Below are 16,103 nucleotides of genomic sequence, written 5' to 3' on the forward strand. Positions count from 1 at the left end.
TTCTACTGTAAAGCTAGAAAAAGGATGAGGGGGATTTTTGTGGGAATAATCACGCGGCGCTTGCTATGTGTACTTCTCCTATTCGCTTTATGCTTGGGAAATACAGTGGAACAGGGCTGGGCAAAAGAACGGGAGATATTCGTAGAGGAAGCGTGGGCATGGATCGACGAAGGAGAGGTGCGTTTTCAGGCACTATTATCGGGTACTCCGGATAAAGTCGAGCTGTCTGTTAATCAGGACAGCGACAGCAAAACCCGTTCTTTTCACGGGGAGTCTCAGATTTCCCTCGCCGTAATGCCTATGGATGATCGTCCTATCCAGGTAACGATGTTCATCGATGATTCAGAAGAGCCGTTACGTATCTGGGAGCTATCGTTACCTGAACACATAGAGCCGACCGTAGAAAAAATAAAAATCAAAAAGGCGCCTTGGGATGAAATGGCTGCCAATCAGGAAGAACCGTTAGAATTGATCGAAATAGAGCTCGAAGACCAAAACGAAGCTCCGCCAGAAGAGGAAGAACAAGAACAGGAGAAGGATGCCACCGATGAAGAGCTTTCGCGGCTGGCAGAGGAATTTTATGCGCATTTTTCAGGCGAGAATAAGCCAGGAGAGGCGGAACTACGCAATAGAGAAGCTCGCTTTGAGGTAGAGCCGAATGATAGCTTAGGCAGCAAATCGGATTGGCTATTTGATGGAAAGGACAGCCATGGAAAGATTAGCAGCAAAGATGATGTGGATTTTTGGAAAATCAGAGGAACAACAAATGGAAAGATGAATATTTCCCTCACAGATATTCAGGCAAACGAAGACTACGATTTGTATGTGTATGATGAGGAGGAGCGGGAGCTTGCCCGTTCAGAGCAGCATGGAAATGAGCCTGAGCTAATCGAGGGACTGGCACTGGAAAAAGACAAATGGTACTACATCAAGGTCGTTGGAAAGCAGGGCTCGTTTTCGAAAGATTACTACTACCGCTTGCGAGCTGATTTTTTCGCGGATCAAGGAGGGGACAAGGTAGATGGATACGAGCCGAATGACACAATGGAGGCGGCCTACGAGCTAGATGCGTATAAACGAAATATCGTAGGAAATCTTCATTCAAAGACGGATGTGGATTTTTACAGCGTATCTTTTAAGCTCTCCTCTACTGTGGGGGTCTCCCTCAAGGATATCCCTACTGGAATGGATATGGACGTATTTCTGCTCGACGAGGCTGGAAAAGTAGTCGCTAGATCCGAGAAAGCGAAGAATTCGGATGAACATATGATTTTCAATGCCTATCCTGGAACCTACAAAGTCAAGGTCATGGCCAGCAAACGCTCAGGATTTACCGCAAACTCGTACAGTCTTTATATTGGAGACAGAACGATTCCGGTTATCTTAATCCCGGGAGTGGGTGGATCGCGACTCGAAGTGGAACAGAATGGAAAGAGATCGGAAATATGGTTGGCACTTGGCGATAGTCTCATTGGTATTAATGATCCCAAACACCGCAGGCTACTCTCTCTGGAGCCGATCAAGCCAAATAGTGTAGATGTACAGCCAGTCGTCCGTGACGCGACGATCCATCCGGAAAAAGACGATTTTTACGCCATCGAATATCTTTCCTATGCGCCGTTTTTAAAAGAGCTTACCGAACAGTATTACAGCATGGTAAAGGAACTGGAGAAGCAGGGATACAAGAAGCACCGAACCTTATTTGCACTTCCTTACGATTGGCGATACAGCAGCACCAAAAATGCCAAACTTCTAAAAGAAGAAATCGATGCTGCACTAAAGGCAAGTGGGGCAAATCAGGTGCATTTGGTGGCACATAGCATGGGTGGGCTCTTGGTAAAAGAAACACTTCTATCCAATGTGTCCTACCAGCGCAAAGTGAATCGTGTCGTGTATATGGGCACACCCTTCCTTGGCTCTCCACGGGCATATCAGGCCCTTAAGCACGGATACAATTTTTCGATCCCTTGGCTGGATGAGGAAACAGGGAAAGTGATTTCCTCTTATGCGCCTGCCGTTTACGAGCTGTTACCCTCCAAAAAATACTTTGAAACAGTTGGCTTCCTGAAAAAGAGTAACATTCAGTACTACACCTACGACGAATTTTTAAAGGACAAAAATATTCGCCTCGACTATGCGCCACTCGTCAGGCATGGCGGCAAGATGCATGAAAAGTGGGATAACAAAACGATCAATGTTCCACAGTATTCCATCGTAGGTACAGGCCAAGTAACATTGCTCGGTTACTTTTATGATTCTTTTTACAACGAATGGTCCCCTATTCTCGATCCTGGCGTTGGGGACGGTACCGTGCCGTATATGAGTGCCAATTACGCCCAGAAGGATATGAAAAAACGTTACTACGTGAAAGGCGAACACGCCAAGTTGCCAACCATACCAGAAGTCATCGACCAAGTAACACGATTGCTACAGGGAGATGAGGAATTACAATCAGGATTGCGCAATGTTCCGGATCAAAATGCTGACTACCTGTATTACATCATTGCACAAGATGACAAAAGCTTTCCTGAAGTGACGGTACACAAATCCGGCCAGACCTTTACGCTCGACGCCAATAAAAAAGAAGTACGGGAAGACTTGTCTATTGAATATCACGATCGCATCGTTGTCATCCATGTTCGAGATGGTGAAGACCTGAAATTCCAGCCGCCTGTAGCTGTAGAGGGAGAAGAGTCAGCGCGCTTTCTGATCAAACGCTTCTCGTCAGATGATTCGGATCGTTACAAAGAAACAGGCAGACATTACGTGCTCGATGAGCGTGGACTGGCAGAGGTAGAAGAATCTACGGATTCCAATGATGTGTAGCCATCAAAAGCAAAGGGTGTAAGACAATGGATGATAATTGGTTTGTCTGGTTCATACTCGGCCCTTTCGTATTTTCATTGATGTTTGCAGGGTCTTTGCTCGGTTTGCTCATCGCCGCTTTCATTCGCTTCACGCTAGGCTTTCGCGGCTGGTTGATCTTTCTAAGTGTTCTTTTTATCAGCTTTGTGTACTACTTGTTTATTGTTCCCTCTGACACGATGCTAGGTGAACTGTTTGTCATGAAGGTTGCCATGGCGGTCCATACAGCTATCGTAACGATCCTGATCATATGGGGCATCGAAAAAATCATCCAGCTCGTAAACAAAAAACGAAACACGAAACACCCAAAAGCCCATGGATAAATAACTGGGCACATACGCAAATTGCGTCACAGCACGTATTTCGAGTAGAATAAAAGGAAGGAGAATGATTGTCTGGAGGGTATTCAAATGGATATTTTTGATAATAAAAAAGGCGGCTTTACCATTATGAGTGGAAAAACTGATGTACACGGAGGTTTTGGTCAAGGTGTACTCGACCTGAATGCTGTGTCCTCGGTCATTATCGATGGGGACGAAGCGTACATTGACATGGGTGCCTTGCATGCCAAAAGTTCTGTAGAAAAGGGCATCAAATGGACGATGAATAAAGAAGAAGTACCAAATGGAAAGCCTTATTGGCTCGTTTGGGTAACAGTCGATCGCAATGAAGCTGGTCCTTATTATGCAGGGGCAACCGCGTGCTATATGGAAATCGATAGGGAAGCGCGTCGGGGCTACAAAATTTTGGCAGATCACGTGAATCGCATGGATTACTCCATGAAGAGACGCATTATGCTGTCCGATCTATCCGAGAAGGAAAAAGCCGCTCTGAAAAAGCTTTTGATTGATAATAACGCGGATATGTTTGAGAATTCCACTGAGGAATTAAAGCAAAATTTGTCCTAAAGTTGGAAATCGTGAACGGTCTGTGAACAAATCGTGAAATCAATTGTTCACACAATTGAAGTCAGGTAAACTTATTTCCATATCTGTGTACATGTACACTAGGTCAACAAACAGGGAGAGAGCCGTCACTCTTTCCCTGTTTGTGTATATAATTTCTTTGATTGATCATAGTTTTTGGGATATCGCGGAACACTAATGAGGATTGAACCAAACTGTTTTGACGGAAGGGGCGGTACCCATTGGGAGAAGATCTCCGTGGTAATGAACAATCGCATGATCATTTTGTGAAGCACGGTGGCGTCCATTTCCGCACACACGTGACTCCGACCGAGATAAACAACTTTGTGCGCAAGCTCCCTGCTGGAAAAAGGGACAGCTTGTTTGAAGTATTGGAACAGCTTGATCATGCCGGTCTGATTACGATCGTCAACGACCATGTTTTTGCCGATGGAGATGGAGTTGTGGGCGGCGGGGACAATCAGAGCACGCAAGGTTAATAGGCATACCAAAAAGGACGTACTCGATGAAGAGGAACGTCCTTTTTTTCTTTATTGATTCGGTTTCCACCAACTGCCCATGCGCTGCCAGAAGGTCGAAGAATCTGGCGGCTTTAAAGGTGTCGGTGTCTCATTCTTCGGGATGTGATCCGTGCAGTAATCTTGAGGCTCTGTTCCGCTGGCGAAATAAAAGAGCTGTGGATTCGGACAATGCTCGGTCGCCAGTTTTCCAGAAGTGGGATCGATATAGACAGAAACAACACCAGTTGGCATGTCAAAGAGTGCAGGGGGCTGACCTTTGAGCGCACTTTCCATGAACTGGGCCCAGATTTTTTTGGACAGATAGCCTTCCTTTACGTCATCGACCTTTTGGTTTTTGTCGTAACCCACCCATACGGTCGAAACCAGCTGCGGAGTGAATCCGCTCAGCCAAGCGTCATAATCCGTCGAACCTGTTTTCCCTGCAACAGGTCGGTTCATTTCACCAGCAACGCGATATCCGGTACCACCTTGTTCAAAAACACTTTGCATCATATTCACTAAGAGAGCAGATGCGACAGGATCGGCTACCTGTGTTTTCTCTGGTTTTTCTTCAACCAAAATGTTGCCCTCGCTGTCCTCGATAGAGGTAATGGCAATAGGCTTCACTGCCTGTCCCTTGTTGACGATTGCTGCATAAGCTGCGTTTAACTCTAAGGGAGAGACAGGTGAAGTTCCAAGTGCCAGAGAGGGAACTGCTTGCATCGAGCTGGAGATGCCTAATTGCTTTGCCTGATCGACCACTTTTTGCGGCCCGAGAAAATCAATGGTCTTGACGGCATAAATGTTGTCGGAGGTTTTGATTGCTTCACGCATGTTGATCAGTGCGTTTGGATATTTTCCACCAAAATTGCCGGGAATGTACTGCTTATTGTTATCGTAGGTAAAAACGGTCGGTTCGCTCTTCATCAAAGTGAGCGGTGTATAGCCGTTTTGCAAGGCTGACAAATACATGATCGGCTTGAAGGAGGAACCGGGCTGCCTCTTACCAAGCACGCGATTGAACTGACTCACCTTGTAGTCACGTCCACCTACCATTGCTTTGATATAGCCGGTAGCAGGGTCCATGGCGACGAGGGCTACCTGCAAATTCGTATTGTTCTTCGGTAAGACGGAGGCGACAATATCCTCGGCCTTTTTTTGTACGACTGGATCAAGGGTCGTATGGATTTTCAGACCGCCATGAATAAATTTTTCTTCGTCAATGCCGTATTTGTTTTTGACCAAATTGGCGATGTAATCGCGGAAATAAGGAGCTGGCTCGGTTACATTCTCGTTTGTCCGCTGTTTCAGCTTGATTGGTTCCGCGTAGGCTTTCTCTACTTCCTTCGATGTCAGTAGATTGTCGCGCTCCATGGCATTCAAAATGAGCTTTTGTCTGGCTTTGGCGCGTTCCAAATCGACAAATGGTGAATAATAAGTAGGACCCTTAGGGATGCCTGCCAGCATGGCGCTCTCTGCAACCGTCAAATCTTTAGCGTCCTTGCCGAAATAGGTTTGGGCAGCAGCTTGTACGCCATAAGCTGAATGACCATAATAAATCTGGTTCACGTACATTTCTAATATTTCATCCTTGCTGTAATTCAGTTCAAGCTGAATCGAAAGCAAGGCTTCTTTGATTTTTCGCTCCCATGTTTTGTCCAAGCTGAGGTACAGATTTCTTGCCAATTGTTGAGTGATGGTGCTGGCACCTTGACGCTTGTCCATGTTAATGACATCGACATAAGCGGCCATAGCTAATCTTTTCCAATCAAAACCGAAATGTTCGCGGAACGAACGGTCCTCGATCGCAATGGTCGCATCAAGCAATGCGGGTGAAATTTCTGCAAGTGGCACAGAAATCCGGTTCTCGCCACGGTGCATCGTATCCAAAACCTCTCCATCGGAAGCGTAAATCGTTGTGGTTTGCTTCACAAACGTTTCCGGAAGTGGTTGTGAGCGTAAGTACAAAATGAGTAGCAAGATGGCAAAAGAGAAACATAATAGGCTGAGAATGGTAAATTTTACAAATTTCTTAGCCCAACGCAAATAGCGCAGCAATGGGGCTTCGCGAATGACTTCCATGTGTGCCTCTCCTCCTTTCTGCGGTTGAATCAATAAAATAGGACATACTACGTTACTAGTAGTATGGGTTGCTTGCAAGCTGGTTAAACTTTCCTCGTCAGAAAAATATCTTGCAATTTGGAAGACAGCTACTATAATTTTCTTGTTATATTGTATTTTCATGCGGTTAATTGAAGGAGGTTACATAGCCATGAATATGGAATTGTGGTACACCGAAAAACAGACGGAAAATCACGGGATAACAACGAAAATTACAGAGACCCTATACAGCGAGAAATCCGAGTTTCAACAAATCGACGTAATTAATACGAAGCAGTTTGGTCGCATGTTAGTGCTCGACGGCATGGTTATGACTACCGATGTCGATGAGTTTGTCTACCATGAAATGATTTCTCATATCGCGTTGAATACGCATCCAAACCCGAAAAAGGTTCTGGTTGTGGGCGGCGGCGATGGCGGTGCTATTCGTGAAATCGTAAAGCACGCGTCTGTAGAAAAAGCAGTTCTGGCTGAAATCGACGGTGGCGTCATTGAGTCTTGCAAAAAATATTTCCCTGAGATTGCGAGTGCATTGACAGGCAATCCGCGTGTAGATGTACAAGTAATCGATGGTATTAAACATATTCATGACCACAAAGGTGAGTATGATGTGATCATGGTTGACTCTACAGAGCCAGTTGGCCCGGCTGTAGGTTTGTTCGAAAAAGGTTTCTACCAAGGCATTCACGATGCTTTGAAACCAGACGGTATCATGGTTGCTCAAACGGAATCTCCTTGGTTCAACCGTGAACTGATCAAGCGCGTGTTCAAAGACTTGAAATCGATCTTCCCGGTTACTCGTCTCTACACTTGCAGCATCCCTACTTATCCATCCGGACTGTGGAGCTTCACCATCGCTTCCAAGCAACACGATCCGTTGGAAGTAGATCCAGCGAAAATCAAAGATTTGGGCACTAAATACTACAATGCGGAAGTTCACCACGCTGCTTTCAAACTGCCTAACTTTGTGGCTGAGCTGACCCGCGACTAATCGGGGGAGAACTACACCTATGCGTTTTGACGAAGCATACTCTGGAAATGTCTTTATCCGTAGTCACGGGAATTACGAAGAAAGCCAAGCGGTTATTTACGGTATGCCGATGGACTGGACAGTGAGCTTCCGTCCGGGCTCTCGTTTTGGCCCTTCCCGTATTCGTGAGGTTTCCATCGGTCTGGAAGAGTACAGCCCGTACTTGGACAGGCTGTTGGAAGACATCAAATACTTTGATGCTGGCGATATTCCCCTTCCTTTCGGAAACGTGGAAGGTAGCCTGGATGCGATTCGTACATTCGTGGCAAAAGTATTGGCAGATGGCAAATTCCCATTGGGTCTTGGCGGAGAGCACTTGGTTTCCTGGCCAGTATTCCAAGCGGTTTATGAAAAGTACAAGGATATGGTCGTATTCCACTTTGACGCGCATACAGACCTGCGTGACAACTACGAGGGATACGAATACTCCCACTCCACTCCGATCAAAAAGGTATGCAACCTGATCGGCGGTAAAAATGTATATTCGTTCGGAATCCGCAGCGGGATGAAGGACGAGTTTGAGTGGGCAAAAGAAAACATGCATCTGTATAAATACGATGTACTGGAGCCAGTGAAGCAAGTGCTGCCTACCATCGGCAACCGTCCGATCTACCTGACGATTGACATCGATGTATTGGACCCTGCGCACGCTCCAGGAACAGGTACAACAGAAGCAGGTGGCATCACGTCTCGTGAGCTGCTCGATACCATCCACTTCATGGCAAACAACGGTGCGAATGTCATCGGTTGTGACTTGGTGGAGGTTGCTCCTGTGTATGACCACAGTGAAATGACGCAAATCGCGGCGTCCAAATTCGTTCGCGAGCTGCTCTTGAGCTTTGTAAAATAAGATATCCGCTAAATAAGCCCTCGGTTTTGCAAAAAGACCGGGGGCTTTTCTTATTGGTGGTAGACGTTCAGTTTGATTAATAAACATTTTTGTTTACAAAGTATAAAATTATCAGTACAATCATAATAGTGAGATGATTTAGGTCGACGGAGGTTTTCTTACAAAGGAGTTGTTTGCATGAGAGAAGTATTTGCCTACGCACCATTTCGAAAGCTGTTCTTTTCCAATCTATTCTCCGGCTTTGGGCAAGGCATGACGATGATCGGGATTGCCTGGTTCCTCGTGGAAACGACAGGCTCTGCTCAACTTTTGGGCTCCACCATGTTTACTTCTGCCGTACTAATGTTTTTCATTGGGCCGTATATCGGGACGCTCATCGATCGTTATTCCCGCAAAAAAATGCTGCTGGTAGAAAACTTGATCGGATTTAGCGTACTTGGCATGCTTGCGATCTGGGGCTTTTTCGGAGAGTACACCGAATGGATGCTGATTGTTATCTATTTGACGACGACCTTTATGTACCAAATTCATTACCCGACGCAGTCCGCACTGGTTCAGGAGACATTTGAGCCCAAGCACTACAATAGCATCAACAGTCTGCTCGAGATCGAAGGACAGACTGCATCCGTTCTTGCTGGCGCGTTTGCGGGGATCTTGCTTAGCTCCTACGGGCTGCATGTGGTGATTATTTTCAATGCGATTACCTACTTGTTCGCCTTTACCTTGCTGTCTAGCATGACGTATACCTTCACGCTGGAAAAAGAAGCGAAGCAAAACCAGGGGGTCGGGTGGACGGAGCAGCTGATGGAAAGCTGGCGGTACATCCGGCAAAAGAAAGGATTCCTGCTGTTTGGGATATCCGCACTCATGCCCTTCATTGCTGTTATGGCGACGAACTTATTGAAGCCTGTTTACATAAGCCAAACGCTGCAGGAGGGTGTCTCGGTTTATTCGCTAGGAGAGGTAACGTATGCAACGGGTGCCGTGGCAGCAGGTTTACTCGTTGCTATCGTCGTTCGCAAGATGGGGCAGCTGGCAGCCATGATCGGCAATACGTTGTTGTTCGCGATTGCCATTGTCGTCATGATAGCTTTACCGTATGGCTGGGCGCTGATTGCGGCGTACACGTTTTACGGGTGGAGTAACGCTTCTGTGCGCTTGATTCGGCAATTGCTCTATATGACAGTTGTGCCGAAGCATCAGATGGGGCGGGTTATGAGCTTTTTCAACTCAATCGGCATGATGATGCGTTTGATCCTTATCGGTTTGTTTACGGCTATGATCGATTACACGGGGGCAGGAGTCGGGTACTTGGTGTTGGCGGGTCTACTGTTGCTTGCGGCGATCGGGATTGCTGCTACCATGAGATACCTGCTGGCGGATGCCAAAGCAGAGGCGGCGGTTGCCACACAGGAGCGATGAAGGGTAGAATGTAGGGATAAATGGGAAGCGAAAGAAAGTGGAGTGTGGAAGCAGCATGCAAGACATACAAGTGAAATTGACGGCACGGCATCATGTCGAAGGAAACTGGGAAGAAACGACCCACAGCTACGAAGGCAAGCGCGTACAAAAAGCATCTGCGTGGTATTTGACCTACAAAGAGCAGATGGAAGGCGTAGGCGAAGTAAGCACGACATTGAAGCTGACAGATACGTCCATTACGCTGGTTCGTCAGGGCGGGGTTTCAACCAGACAGCAATTCGAAAAAGGAGCCAGCACCCATTCTACCTATCAAAGTCCCTATGGTCCGTTTGCCATGGAGACGCATACGAACAAGCTGCGAATCCGCTACGAAGCAGAGGTTCCTGTACAGGTAGAAATCGCGTACCAGCTATGGATGAATGAGCAGTACGCTGGTGAGCATGAGCTGAAAATAGAGCTAGGAAAATAAGCCGCCCTTTGCAAGGGCGGTTTTTTGCACGTACAATAGGATTACTTGCGGCTGAAGTGAAAGGGGGATACAGCATGTTTGTACTCGCAAATGGACTAATAGCCGGTCTGGGTCTTGCTGCTTTTTTGGCGCTCGGAGATGGTTTGTTTGATACCAATACCTTTCCCGTTTTAATTGATGTCAGCTATGTACCGGGCATGGAGAATCTGCCCTCTATTGTAGAACTATTGATTCATCTGCTGATTAGTGTGATCGTCGCCTTTTTTCTCATGTACTTTTACCCGCGGGAACGAAAAGCCCGATCGGTACGATACTTGCTGTACTGGATGCTCGGTTTTTCTATCGCGTTTTTCCCATTTAGCCTGTTGAGTCAATCTGCGATGAGTTTGACAGCGTTTTTCATCTGGGTATTGGGACATCTATTGTATACCGCAATGCTTGCCATTCAGGTAGGGCGTAATCGATAACATTGTAAAAGTGCCGAATATTCGGCGAAGTGATGATTTTTTGGCAGCATGGATGGAAGGAAGGAGTGAAAGCCAGGATGCCGTTGTCAGATACGGTAGAAATGTTGCAGGCGATCTTGGGTGCTATCGATGAAGGAATTCACGTTGTGGACGCTAATGGCATTACGATTTTCTACAATCACGTCGCAGCCAAGCTCGATGGGCTGACCTCAGAAGAGGTGTTGGGGAAGCCATTGTTGGAGGTTTTTCCTTCACTTGATCGACAGTCGAGTACCCTGCTTCGTGTCATCGATAGTGGCGAATCAATCTACAACCAGACACAGACATATAAGAACTGGAAGGGAATGCGTGTGGAGACAATCAACACGACACTTCCGGTGAGAGTAGGCAAACGGTTAGTCGGTGCAGTCGAGGTGGCGAAGGATATTGGCAAGCTAAAAGAACTGTCGGAGCGCTTAGTCGATCTTCAGGCCAAGATTAGCAAGCCGAAACGAACAAAACACTCGGTGGATGAAACGACTTTCCATTTCGAAGATATTTTGACGATGAGTGAAAAAATGAAGCGCCTCAAAGAACGCGCTCGAAAAGCTGCGCGGACAACTTCTCCCGTTTTGATATACGGCGAAACAGGGACAGGAAAAGAACTGTTTGTCCAATCCATTCACCACGCGTCTGTCCGCAGCAGCAAGCCGTTTATCGCGCAAAACTGTGCCGCGCTGCCGGCCGCGCTGCTCGAAAGCTTGCTGTTTGGCACGACAAAAGGAAGCTTCACGGGAGCCGATGATCGGCCAGGGTTATTCGAGCTGGCGGACGGCGGTACTTTATTTCTGGATGAACTGAACAGCATGCCGCTCGATTTACAAGCAAAGCTGCTACGAGTACTCCAAGACGGTCAGATTAGACGGATCGGTGGGAGCCAATCGACCAAAGTGGAAGTACGGGTAATCGCCGCAGTCAACGAAGCACCTCAGTCGCTCGTGGAGCGAGGAGTCATGCGAACCGACCTGTATTACCGGATCAACGTCGTCTCTTTTGAGCTGCCGCCACTACGCGAGCGCAGAGAAGATGTGGATATGCTGATTGATCATTTCTTGCAAAAGTTCAACCGGATCTTCGGTATGAATGTGCGTGGAATCAGCAGTGAAGTGGCACGTTTGTTTGCTGCATATGATTGGCCGGGGAACGTACGTGAACTGGAACATGTCATAGAAGCAGCCATGAATATGGTGGAGTCGGACATCATTTTGTTGGATCATCTTCCGGCTCATTTGCTGGAACGCTCGCAGTCTGAGAAAGATGAAGCGCCAATTTCGGCACAACTCCTGTCAAAGGAAGGATTTACGCTGCCCGAGATTTTGCGTGAGGTAGAGGAAAAAGTGATCAAAGATGCGATGCAGCAAACAGACGGCAATGTACTTCGTGCTGCCAAGCTCTTGGGCATCCCAAGACAGACACTGCAATACAAGCTCTCGCAGCGGATGATCCCTCCCTGTTGAGTGCCGAAAATTCGGCAGACTCGTGAAGGATCAAATGGATAAGAAGCGCTCACGAAACGCTCTATTCCTTATTTTCTAAATCTTTTGATTTGTTGGCATGGCACTTGCATCTCTTTTTGGTTGAGTGAAACGAAGAGGTTCACCATAAGACGAGAGGAGACGGGATGCACATGACAGTAGCGACAAAACGTGATTGGCGTTCGATAGAACTTTGGAAGGATGTCACGGACGAGCAATGGAATGACTGGATGTGGCAGCTTACGCACACCATCAAGACGGTCGATGATTTGAAGCAGGTAATCAACCTGACACCTGAAGAGGAAGAGGGCGTACGTATTTCTACGCAAACGATTCCACTCAACATCACACCGTACTATGCTCATCTGATGGATCCAGACGATCCAAGCGATCCGGTTCGCATGCAGTCTGTACCTTTGTCCTCTGAGATGGTTCGTACAAAATACGACATGGAAGACCCACTCCACGAGGATACGGATTCTCCTGTACCTGGTTTGACACATCGTTATCCAGATCGCGTGCTTTTCCTGGTGACGAACCAATGCTCCATGTATTGCCGTTACTGTACGCGCCGCCGCTTTTCCGGTCAGATCGGCATGGGTGTGCCAAAGAAACAGCTGGATGCCTGTATCGATTACATCCGCTCAAGACCAGAAGTCCGCGATGTACTGCTCTCCGGTGGAGACGGTCTGTTGATCAATGACCGCGTACTGGAATACATCATCAGCAGCCTGCGTGACATCCCGCATGTTGAAATTATTCGGATCGGTACGCGTGCACCTGTTGTTTTCCCGCAGCGCATTACCGAAAACCTTTGCAATATCCTGAAAAAATACCATCCGGTTTGGCTCAATACACACTTTAACCATCCAAAGGAAATTACGCCAGAAGCGAAGCTGGCTTGCGAAATGCTCGCTAATGCTGGTGTTCCGCTCGGCAACCAGGCAGTAATCTTGGCTGGCATTAACGATTGTGCGAATACGATGAAAAAGCTGGTGCAGGACCTGGTGAAAATTCGCGTTCGCCCGTATTACATCTATCAATGCGACCTGTCGGAGGGAATCGGACACTTCCGCGCGCCTGTCAGCAAAGGTATCGAAATCATTGAGCACCTGCGCGGCCATACTTCCGGCTATGCAGTTCCGACCTTTGTAGTAGACGCTCCACACGGCGGAGGCAAAATTCCTGTCAGCCCGAACTACATCATTTCGCAAGCGTCCGATAAAGTTGTCCTGCGCAACTTTGAAGGTGTGATCACCTCGTATCCAGAGCCGAAGCAATACCATGAGCATGATGAAGAAAACTGCGAATACTGCATGGCTGCAAAAGGCAAAGCAGTTGGTATCGCAGCACTCATGCAAGACGAGGTAGACAATCTGGAGCCGACTGATCTGCCGCGCAACAAGCGTATCAAAGCAACCAAGGTCAAATCACTCGCAGATGTGCGGTCGGAGCAAAAGACCAAAAAAGAACAGGCTACTGCCGAGACGAAGGAAGCCTCAGGAAAATAAGCAGGATCAACAGCTACCCGTATAAAGGTAGCTGTTTTTTTTTCGTAAGAATATTTCCAACTCTACGAAGAGGATGGATGATTCGCAACTTGTGTGATAAGATCGAGTTATGCCCATTATGAGCGGTCGCTCAGTATCGTTTCATTTTTCGAAAAAAATAAACAAACTGACTGAATACTCATTCATTTATTTCCATGATTCTGATAAGATAGAAAAAACGATTTCCACGTCCAAAGACAAACTCGCAATAGAGGGGAGTAGAAAACATGCTGGCACTCATTAATTTGATCGCCTTTTTCCTGGTTCTCGCTTACGGGCTATATTTAGCCGGGCATGTCGTGTACAGCAGATACTTGTTCATCAAGCTGGGGAAAAAGCCAGATGTGAAAAATGACTTTGGGGCACGCATCAATCTGATGCTGGACAACGTCATTTTCCACAAGAAGCTGCTGAAGGACAAAAAGAGCGGCGTGATGCACGTCGTGATGTTTTACGGCTTCATCACCCTGCAATTCGGAGCCATCGAGCTGATTATCAAAGGGCTTTCGAAAGGCTACGAGCTTCCTTTTGGTAGCGCTCACAAGTACTTCTCTGTCATGCAGGAGATCACGACGTTTCTCATCTTGGCTGCGGTCGGCTACGCTTTTTACCGCCGCTATATCGAAAAGCTCAAGCGTCTGAAGCGCGGCTTCAAATCAGGGCTCGTCCTCTTGCTGATTTCCTCCCTGATGGCGACCGTGTTGCTCTCGCTCGCTTTTGAACAAATTTGGTTCGGACATGAGCTATCGGCGTTCGCTCCGATCTCATCTGTTTTCGCGATCGTCTTCTCTGCGATTGGGGTAGGGCCAACGGGTGCAGCGGTAGGTTTTTACATTTTCTGGTGGTTGCATCTAATCATCTTGCTCAGCTTTGCGGTGTATGTGCCGCAGTCCAAGCACGCGCATTTGCTGTTTGCGCCTGTCAACGTGTGGTTCAAGAAGCTGGACCCGCCAGGCAAGCTGACCAGCATTAACTTCGAGGACGAGACACAGGAAGAATTCGGTGTCGGCAAGATTGAGGATTTTACACAAACGCAGCTCATCGACCTGTACGCTTGTGTGGAGTGCGGTCGCTGCACGAATATGTGCCCGGCTTCTGGAACGGGAAAAATGCTCTCCCCGATGGATTTGATTACGAAAATGCGCGACCATCTGACCGAAAAAGGTGCGTCGGTGACATCGCGTACGCCATGGATGCCGAGCTTCGCTTTTTCGCAGACGACTGCCAACCAGATTGCGATCCAAGCATCTGAAGTAGCGGCGACAGCGGAAGGAGCAACTGCGGTTTATGAGAAAAGCTTGATCGGCGATGTCATTACCGAGCAGGAGCTGTGGGCTTGTACGACCTGTCGCAACTGTGAAGACCAATGTCCGGTAATGAACGAGCACGTAGATAAAATCATCGATATGCGCCGCTACCTGGTCATGACTGAAGGCAGTATGCCAGCAGAAGCGCAGCGCGCCTTGAACAACATCGAACGTCAGGGTAACCCGTGGGGAATCAACCGTAAAGACCGGACGAAATGGATTGAAGGTCTGAACGGTGAGTACGAGGTTCCAACTGTGAAGCAGGTCGAGGAATTTGAGTACTTGTTCTGGGTAGGCTCGATGGGATCATTTGACTTGCGTAGCCAAAAAATTTCGCAGGCATTTGTGAAGCTCATGCACGAAGCAGGTGTGAAGTTCGCCATTTTAGGCAACGAGGAAAAGAACTCTGGTGATACGGCTCGCCGCATTGGGAACGAGTTTTTGTTCCAGCAGCTCGCCCAAGAAAATATCGCCTTGTTTGAAGCGTATGAAGTCAAAAAAATCGTCACCTGCGACCCGCATGCGTTCAATACGTTTAAGAACGAATATCCGGAGTTTGGGTTGAATGCAGAGGTGTACCACCACTCCGAGCTGTTGGCGGAGTGGGTGAAGGAAGGCAAATTGAAGCCAACCAAGGAAGTCAAGGAGCGCATCACCTACCACGATTCCTGCTACTTGGGCCGCTACAACGAAATTTACGACAAGCCACGCGTGATCCTCGAAGCCATTCCTGGCGTAGAGGTAGTTGAAATGAAGCGCAGCGGCTGCGACAGTATGTGTTGCGGAGCGGGCGGCGGCTTGATGTGGATGGAGGAACATGAGGGCTCTCGTGTCAACGTTACGCGTACGGAGCAAGCTCTGGAGGTCAAGCCGACGGAAATCGCGAGTGCATGCCCATACTGCCTGACGATGATGAACGATGGAATCAAGACCAAAGAGCAGGAAGATCACGTCAAAACACGCGACGTCGCGGAAATTCTCGCAGACGCCATCTAGGTTCATACCATGCGCAAGTCTCATGCTGATCAAGCGACGAGGCTTGCGCATTTTTTTTTGCAAAAAAACTGTAAGATAGAGGAGCC

At 47.7% G+C, this 16,103-nt stretch carries 13 protein-coding genes; 12 read left to right on the forward strand and 1 reads right to left on the reverse strand.

Annotated features, from left to right (window positions below; genetic code table 11):
* Window positions 1-39: 39 nt before the first annotated feature.
* The 4 genes from HP399_RS02810 (at window position 40) to HP399_RS02825 (ending at window position 4,270) form a co-directional block, all read left to right on the forward strand.
* Entirely contained in the window at window positions 40-2,826 is a 2,787-nt protein-coding gene (locus tag HP399_RS02810) for a lipase/acyltransferase domain-containing protein (RefSeq protein WP_173619747.1), read from the forward strand.
* Between the two features lie 26 nt (window positions 2,827-2,852).
* Window positions 2,853-3,188 (forward strand): hypothetical protein, encoded by a 336-nt coding sequence (locus HP399_RS02815; RefSeq protein ID WP_173619746.1) that lies wholly within the window; start codon window positions 2,853-2,855, stop codon window positions 3,186-3,188.
* Between the two features lie 87 nt (window positions 3,189-3,275).
* Complete coding sequence (locus HP399_RS02820) at window positions 3,276-3,773, forward strand: YwhD family protein (protein ID WP_069851084.1); 498 nt, start codon at window positions 3,276-3,278, stop codon at window positions 3,771-3,773.
* A 239-nt stretch (window positions 3,774-4,012) separates the two neighbouring features.
* On the forward strand, window positions 4,013-4,270 hold the full coding sequence (locus tag HP399_RS02825; protein WP_048035133.1) for a hypothetical protein: 258 nt from the start codon (window positions 4,013-4,015) through the stop codon (window positions 4,268-4,270).
* 51 nt (window positions 4,271-4,321) lie between these two features.
* Here HP399_RS02825 and HP399_RS02830 read toward each other — a convergent pair whose 3' ends face one another.
* On the reverse strand, window positions 4,322-6,373 hold the full coding sequence (locus tag HP399_RS02830; RefSeq protein ID WP_173619745.1) for a transglycosylase domain-containing protein: 2,052 nt from the start codon (window positions 6,371-6,373) through the stop codon (window positions 4,322-4,324).
* A gap of 196 nt (window positions 6,374-6,569) precedes the next feature.
* Here HP399_RS02830 and speE point away from each other — a divergent pair, with 196 nt between their 5' ends.
* The 8 genes from speE (at window position 6,570) to HP399_RS02870 (ending at window position 16,017) form a co-directional block, all read left to right on the forward strand.
* Window positions 6,570-7,403: a polyamine aminopropyltransferase gene (gene speE / locus HP399_RS02835; RefSeq protein ID WP_026043396.1), complete on the forward strand. Its 834-nt coding sequence runs from the start codon at window positions 6,570-6,572 to the stop codon at window positions 7,401-7,403.
* A 19-nt stretch (window positions 7,404-7,422) separates the two neighbouring features.
* Complete coding sequence (gene speB, locus HP399_RS02840) at window positions 7,423-8,292, forward strand: agmatinase (RefSeq protein ID WP_007724780.1); 870 nt, start codon at window positions 7,423-7,425, stop codon at window positions 8,290-8,292.
* Window positions 8,293-8,469: 177 nt separating this feature from the next.
* Window positions 8,470-9,714, forward strand: coding sequence for an MFS transporter (locus tag HP399_RS02845; RefSeq protein ID WP_173619744.1), 1,245 nt, complete (start codon window positions 8,470-8,472; stop codon window positions 9,712-9,714).
* A 55-nt stretch (window positions 9,715-9,769) separates the two neighbouring features.
* Window positions 9,770-10,183 (forward strand): YwiB family protein, encoded by a 414-nt coding sequence (locus HP399_RS02850; RefSeq protein ID WP_047069857.1) that lies wholly within the window; start codon window positions 9,770-9,772, stop codon window positions 10,181-10,183.
* Between the two features lie 74 nt (window positions 10,184-10,257).
* A complete protein-coding gene (locus HP399_RS02855) occupies window positions 10,258-10,650 on the forward strand; it encodes a hypothetical protein (RefSeq protein WP_173619743.1) in 393 nt (130 codons plus the stop codon).
* Between the two features lie 77 nt (window positions 10,651-10,727).
* Window positions 10,728-12,146, forward strand: a complete 1,419-nt coding sequence (locus HP399_RS02860; RefSeq protein ID WP_173619742.1) for a sigma-54 interaction domain-containing protein — start codon at window positions 10,728-10,730, stop codon at window positions 12,144-12,146.
* Window positions 12,147-12,310: 164 nt separating this feature from the next.
* Window positions 12,311-13,675 carry a lysine 2,3-aminomutase gene (ablA, locus tag HP399_RS02865; protein ID WP_173619741.1) on the forward strand — a complete coding sequence of 455 codons (1,365 nt, stop codon included), beginning with the start codon at window positions 12,311-12,313 and terminating at the stop codon, window positions 13,673-13,675.
* A gap of 266 nt (window positions 13,676-13,941) precedes the next feature.
* Entirely contained in the window at window positions 13,942-16,017 is a 2,076-nt protein-coding gene (locus tag HP399_RS02870) for a (Fe-S)-binding protein (RefSeq protein ID WP_173619740.1), read from the forward strand.
* Window positions 16,018-16,103: the final 86 nt, after the last annotated feature.

It is taken from the genome of Brevibacillus sp. DP1.3A (assembly GCF_013284245.2).
GTDB lineage: Bacteria > Bacillota > Bacilli > Brevibacillales > Brevibacillaceae > Brevibacillus.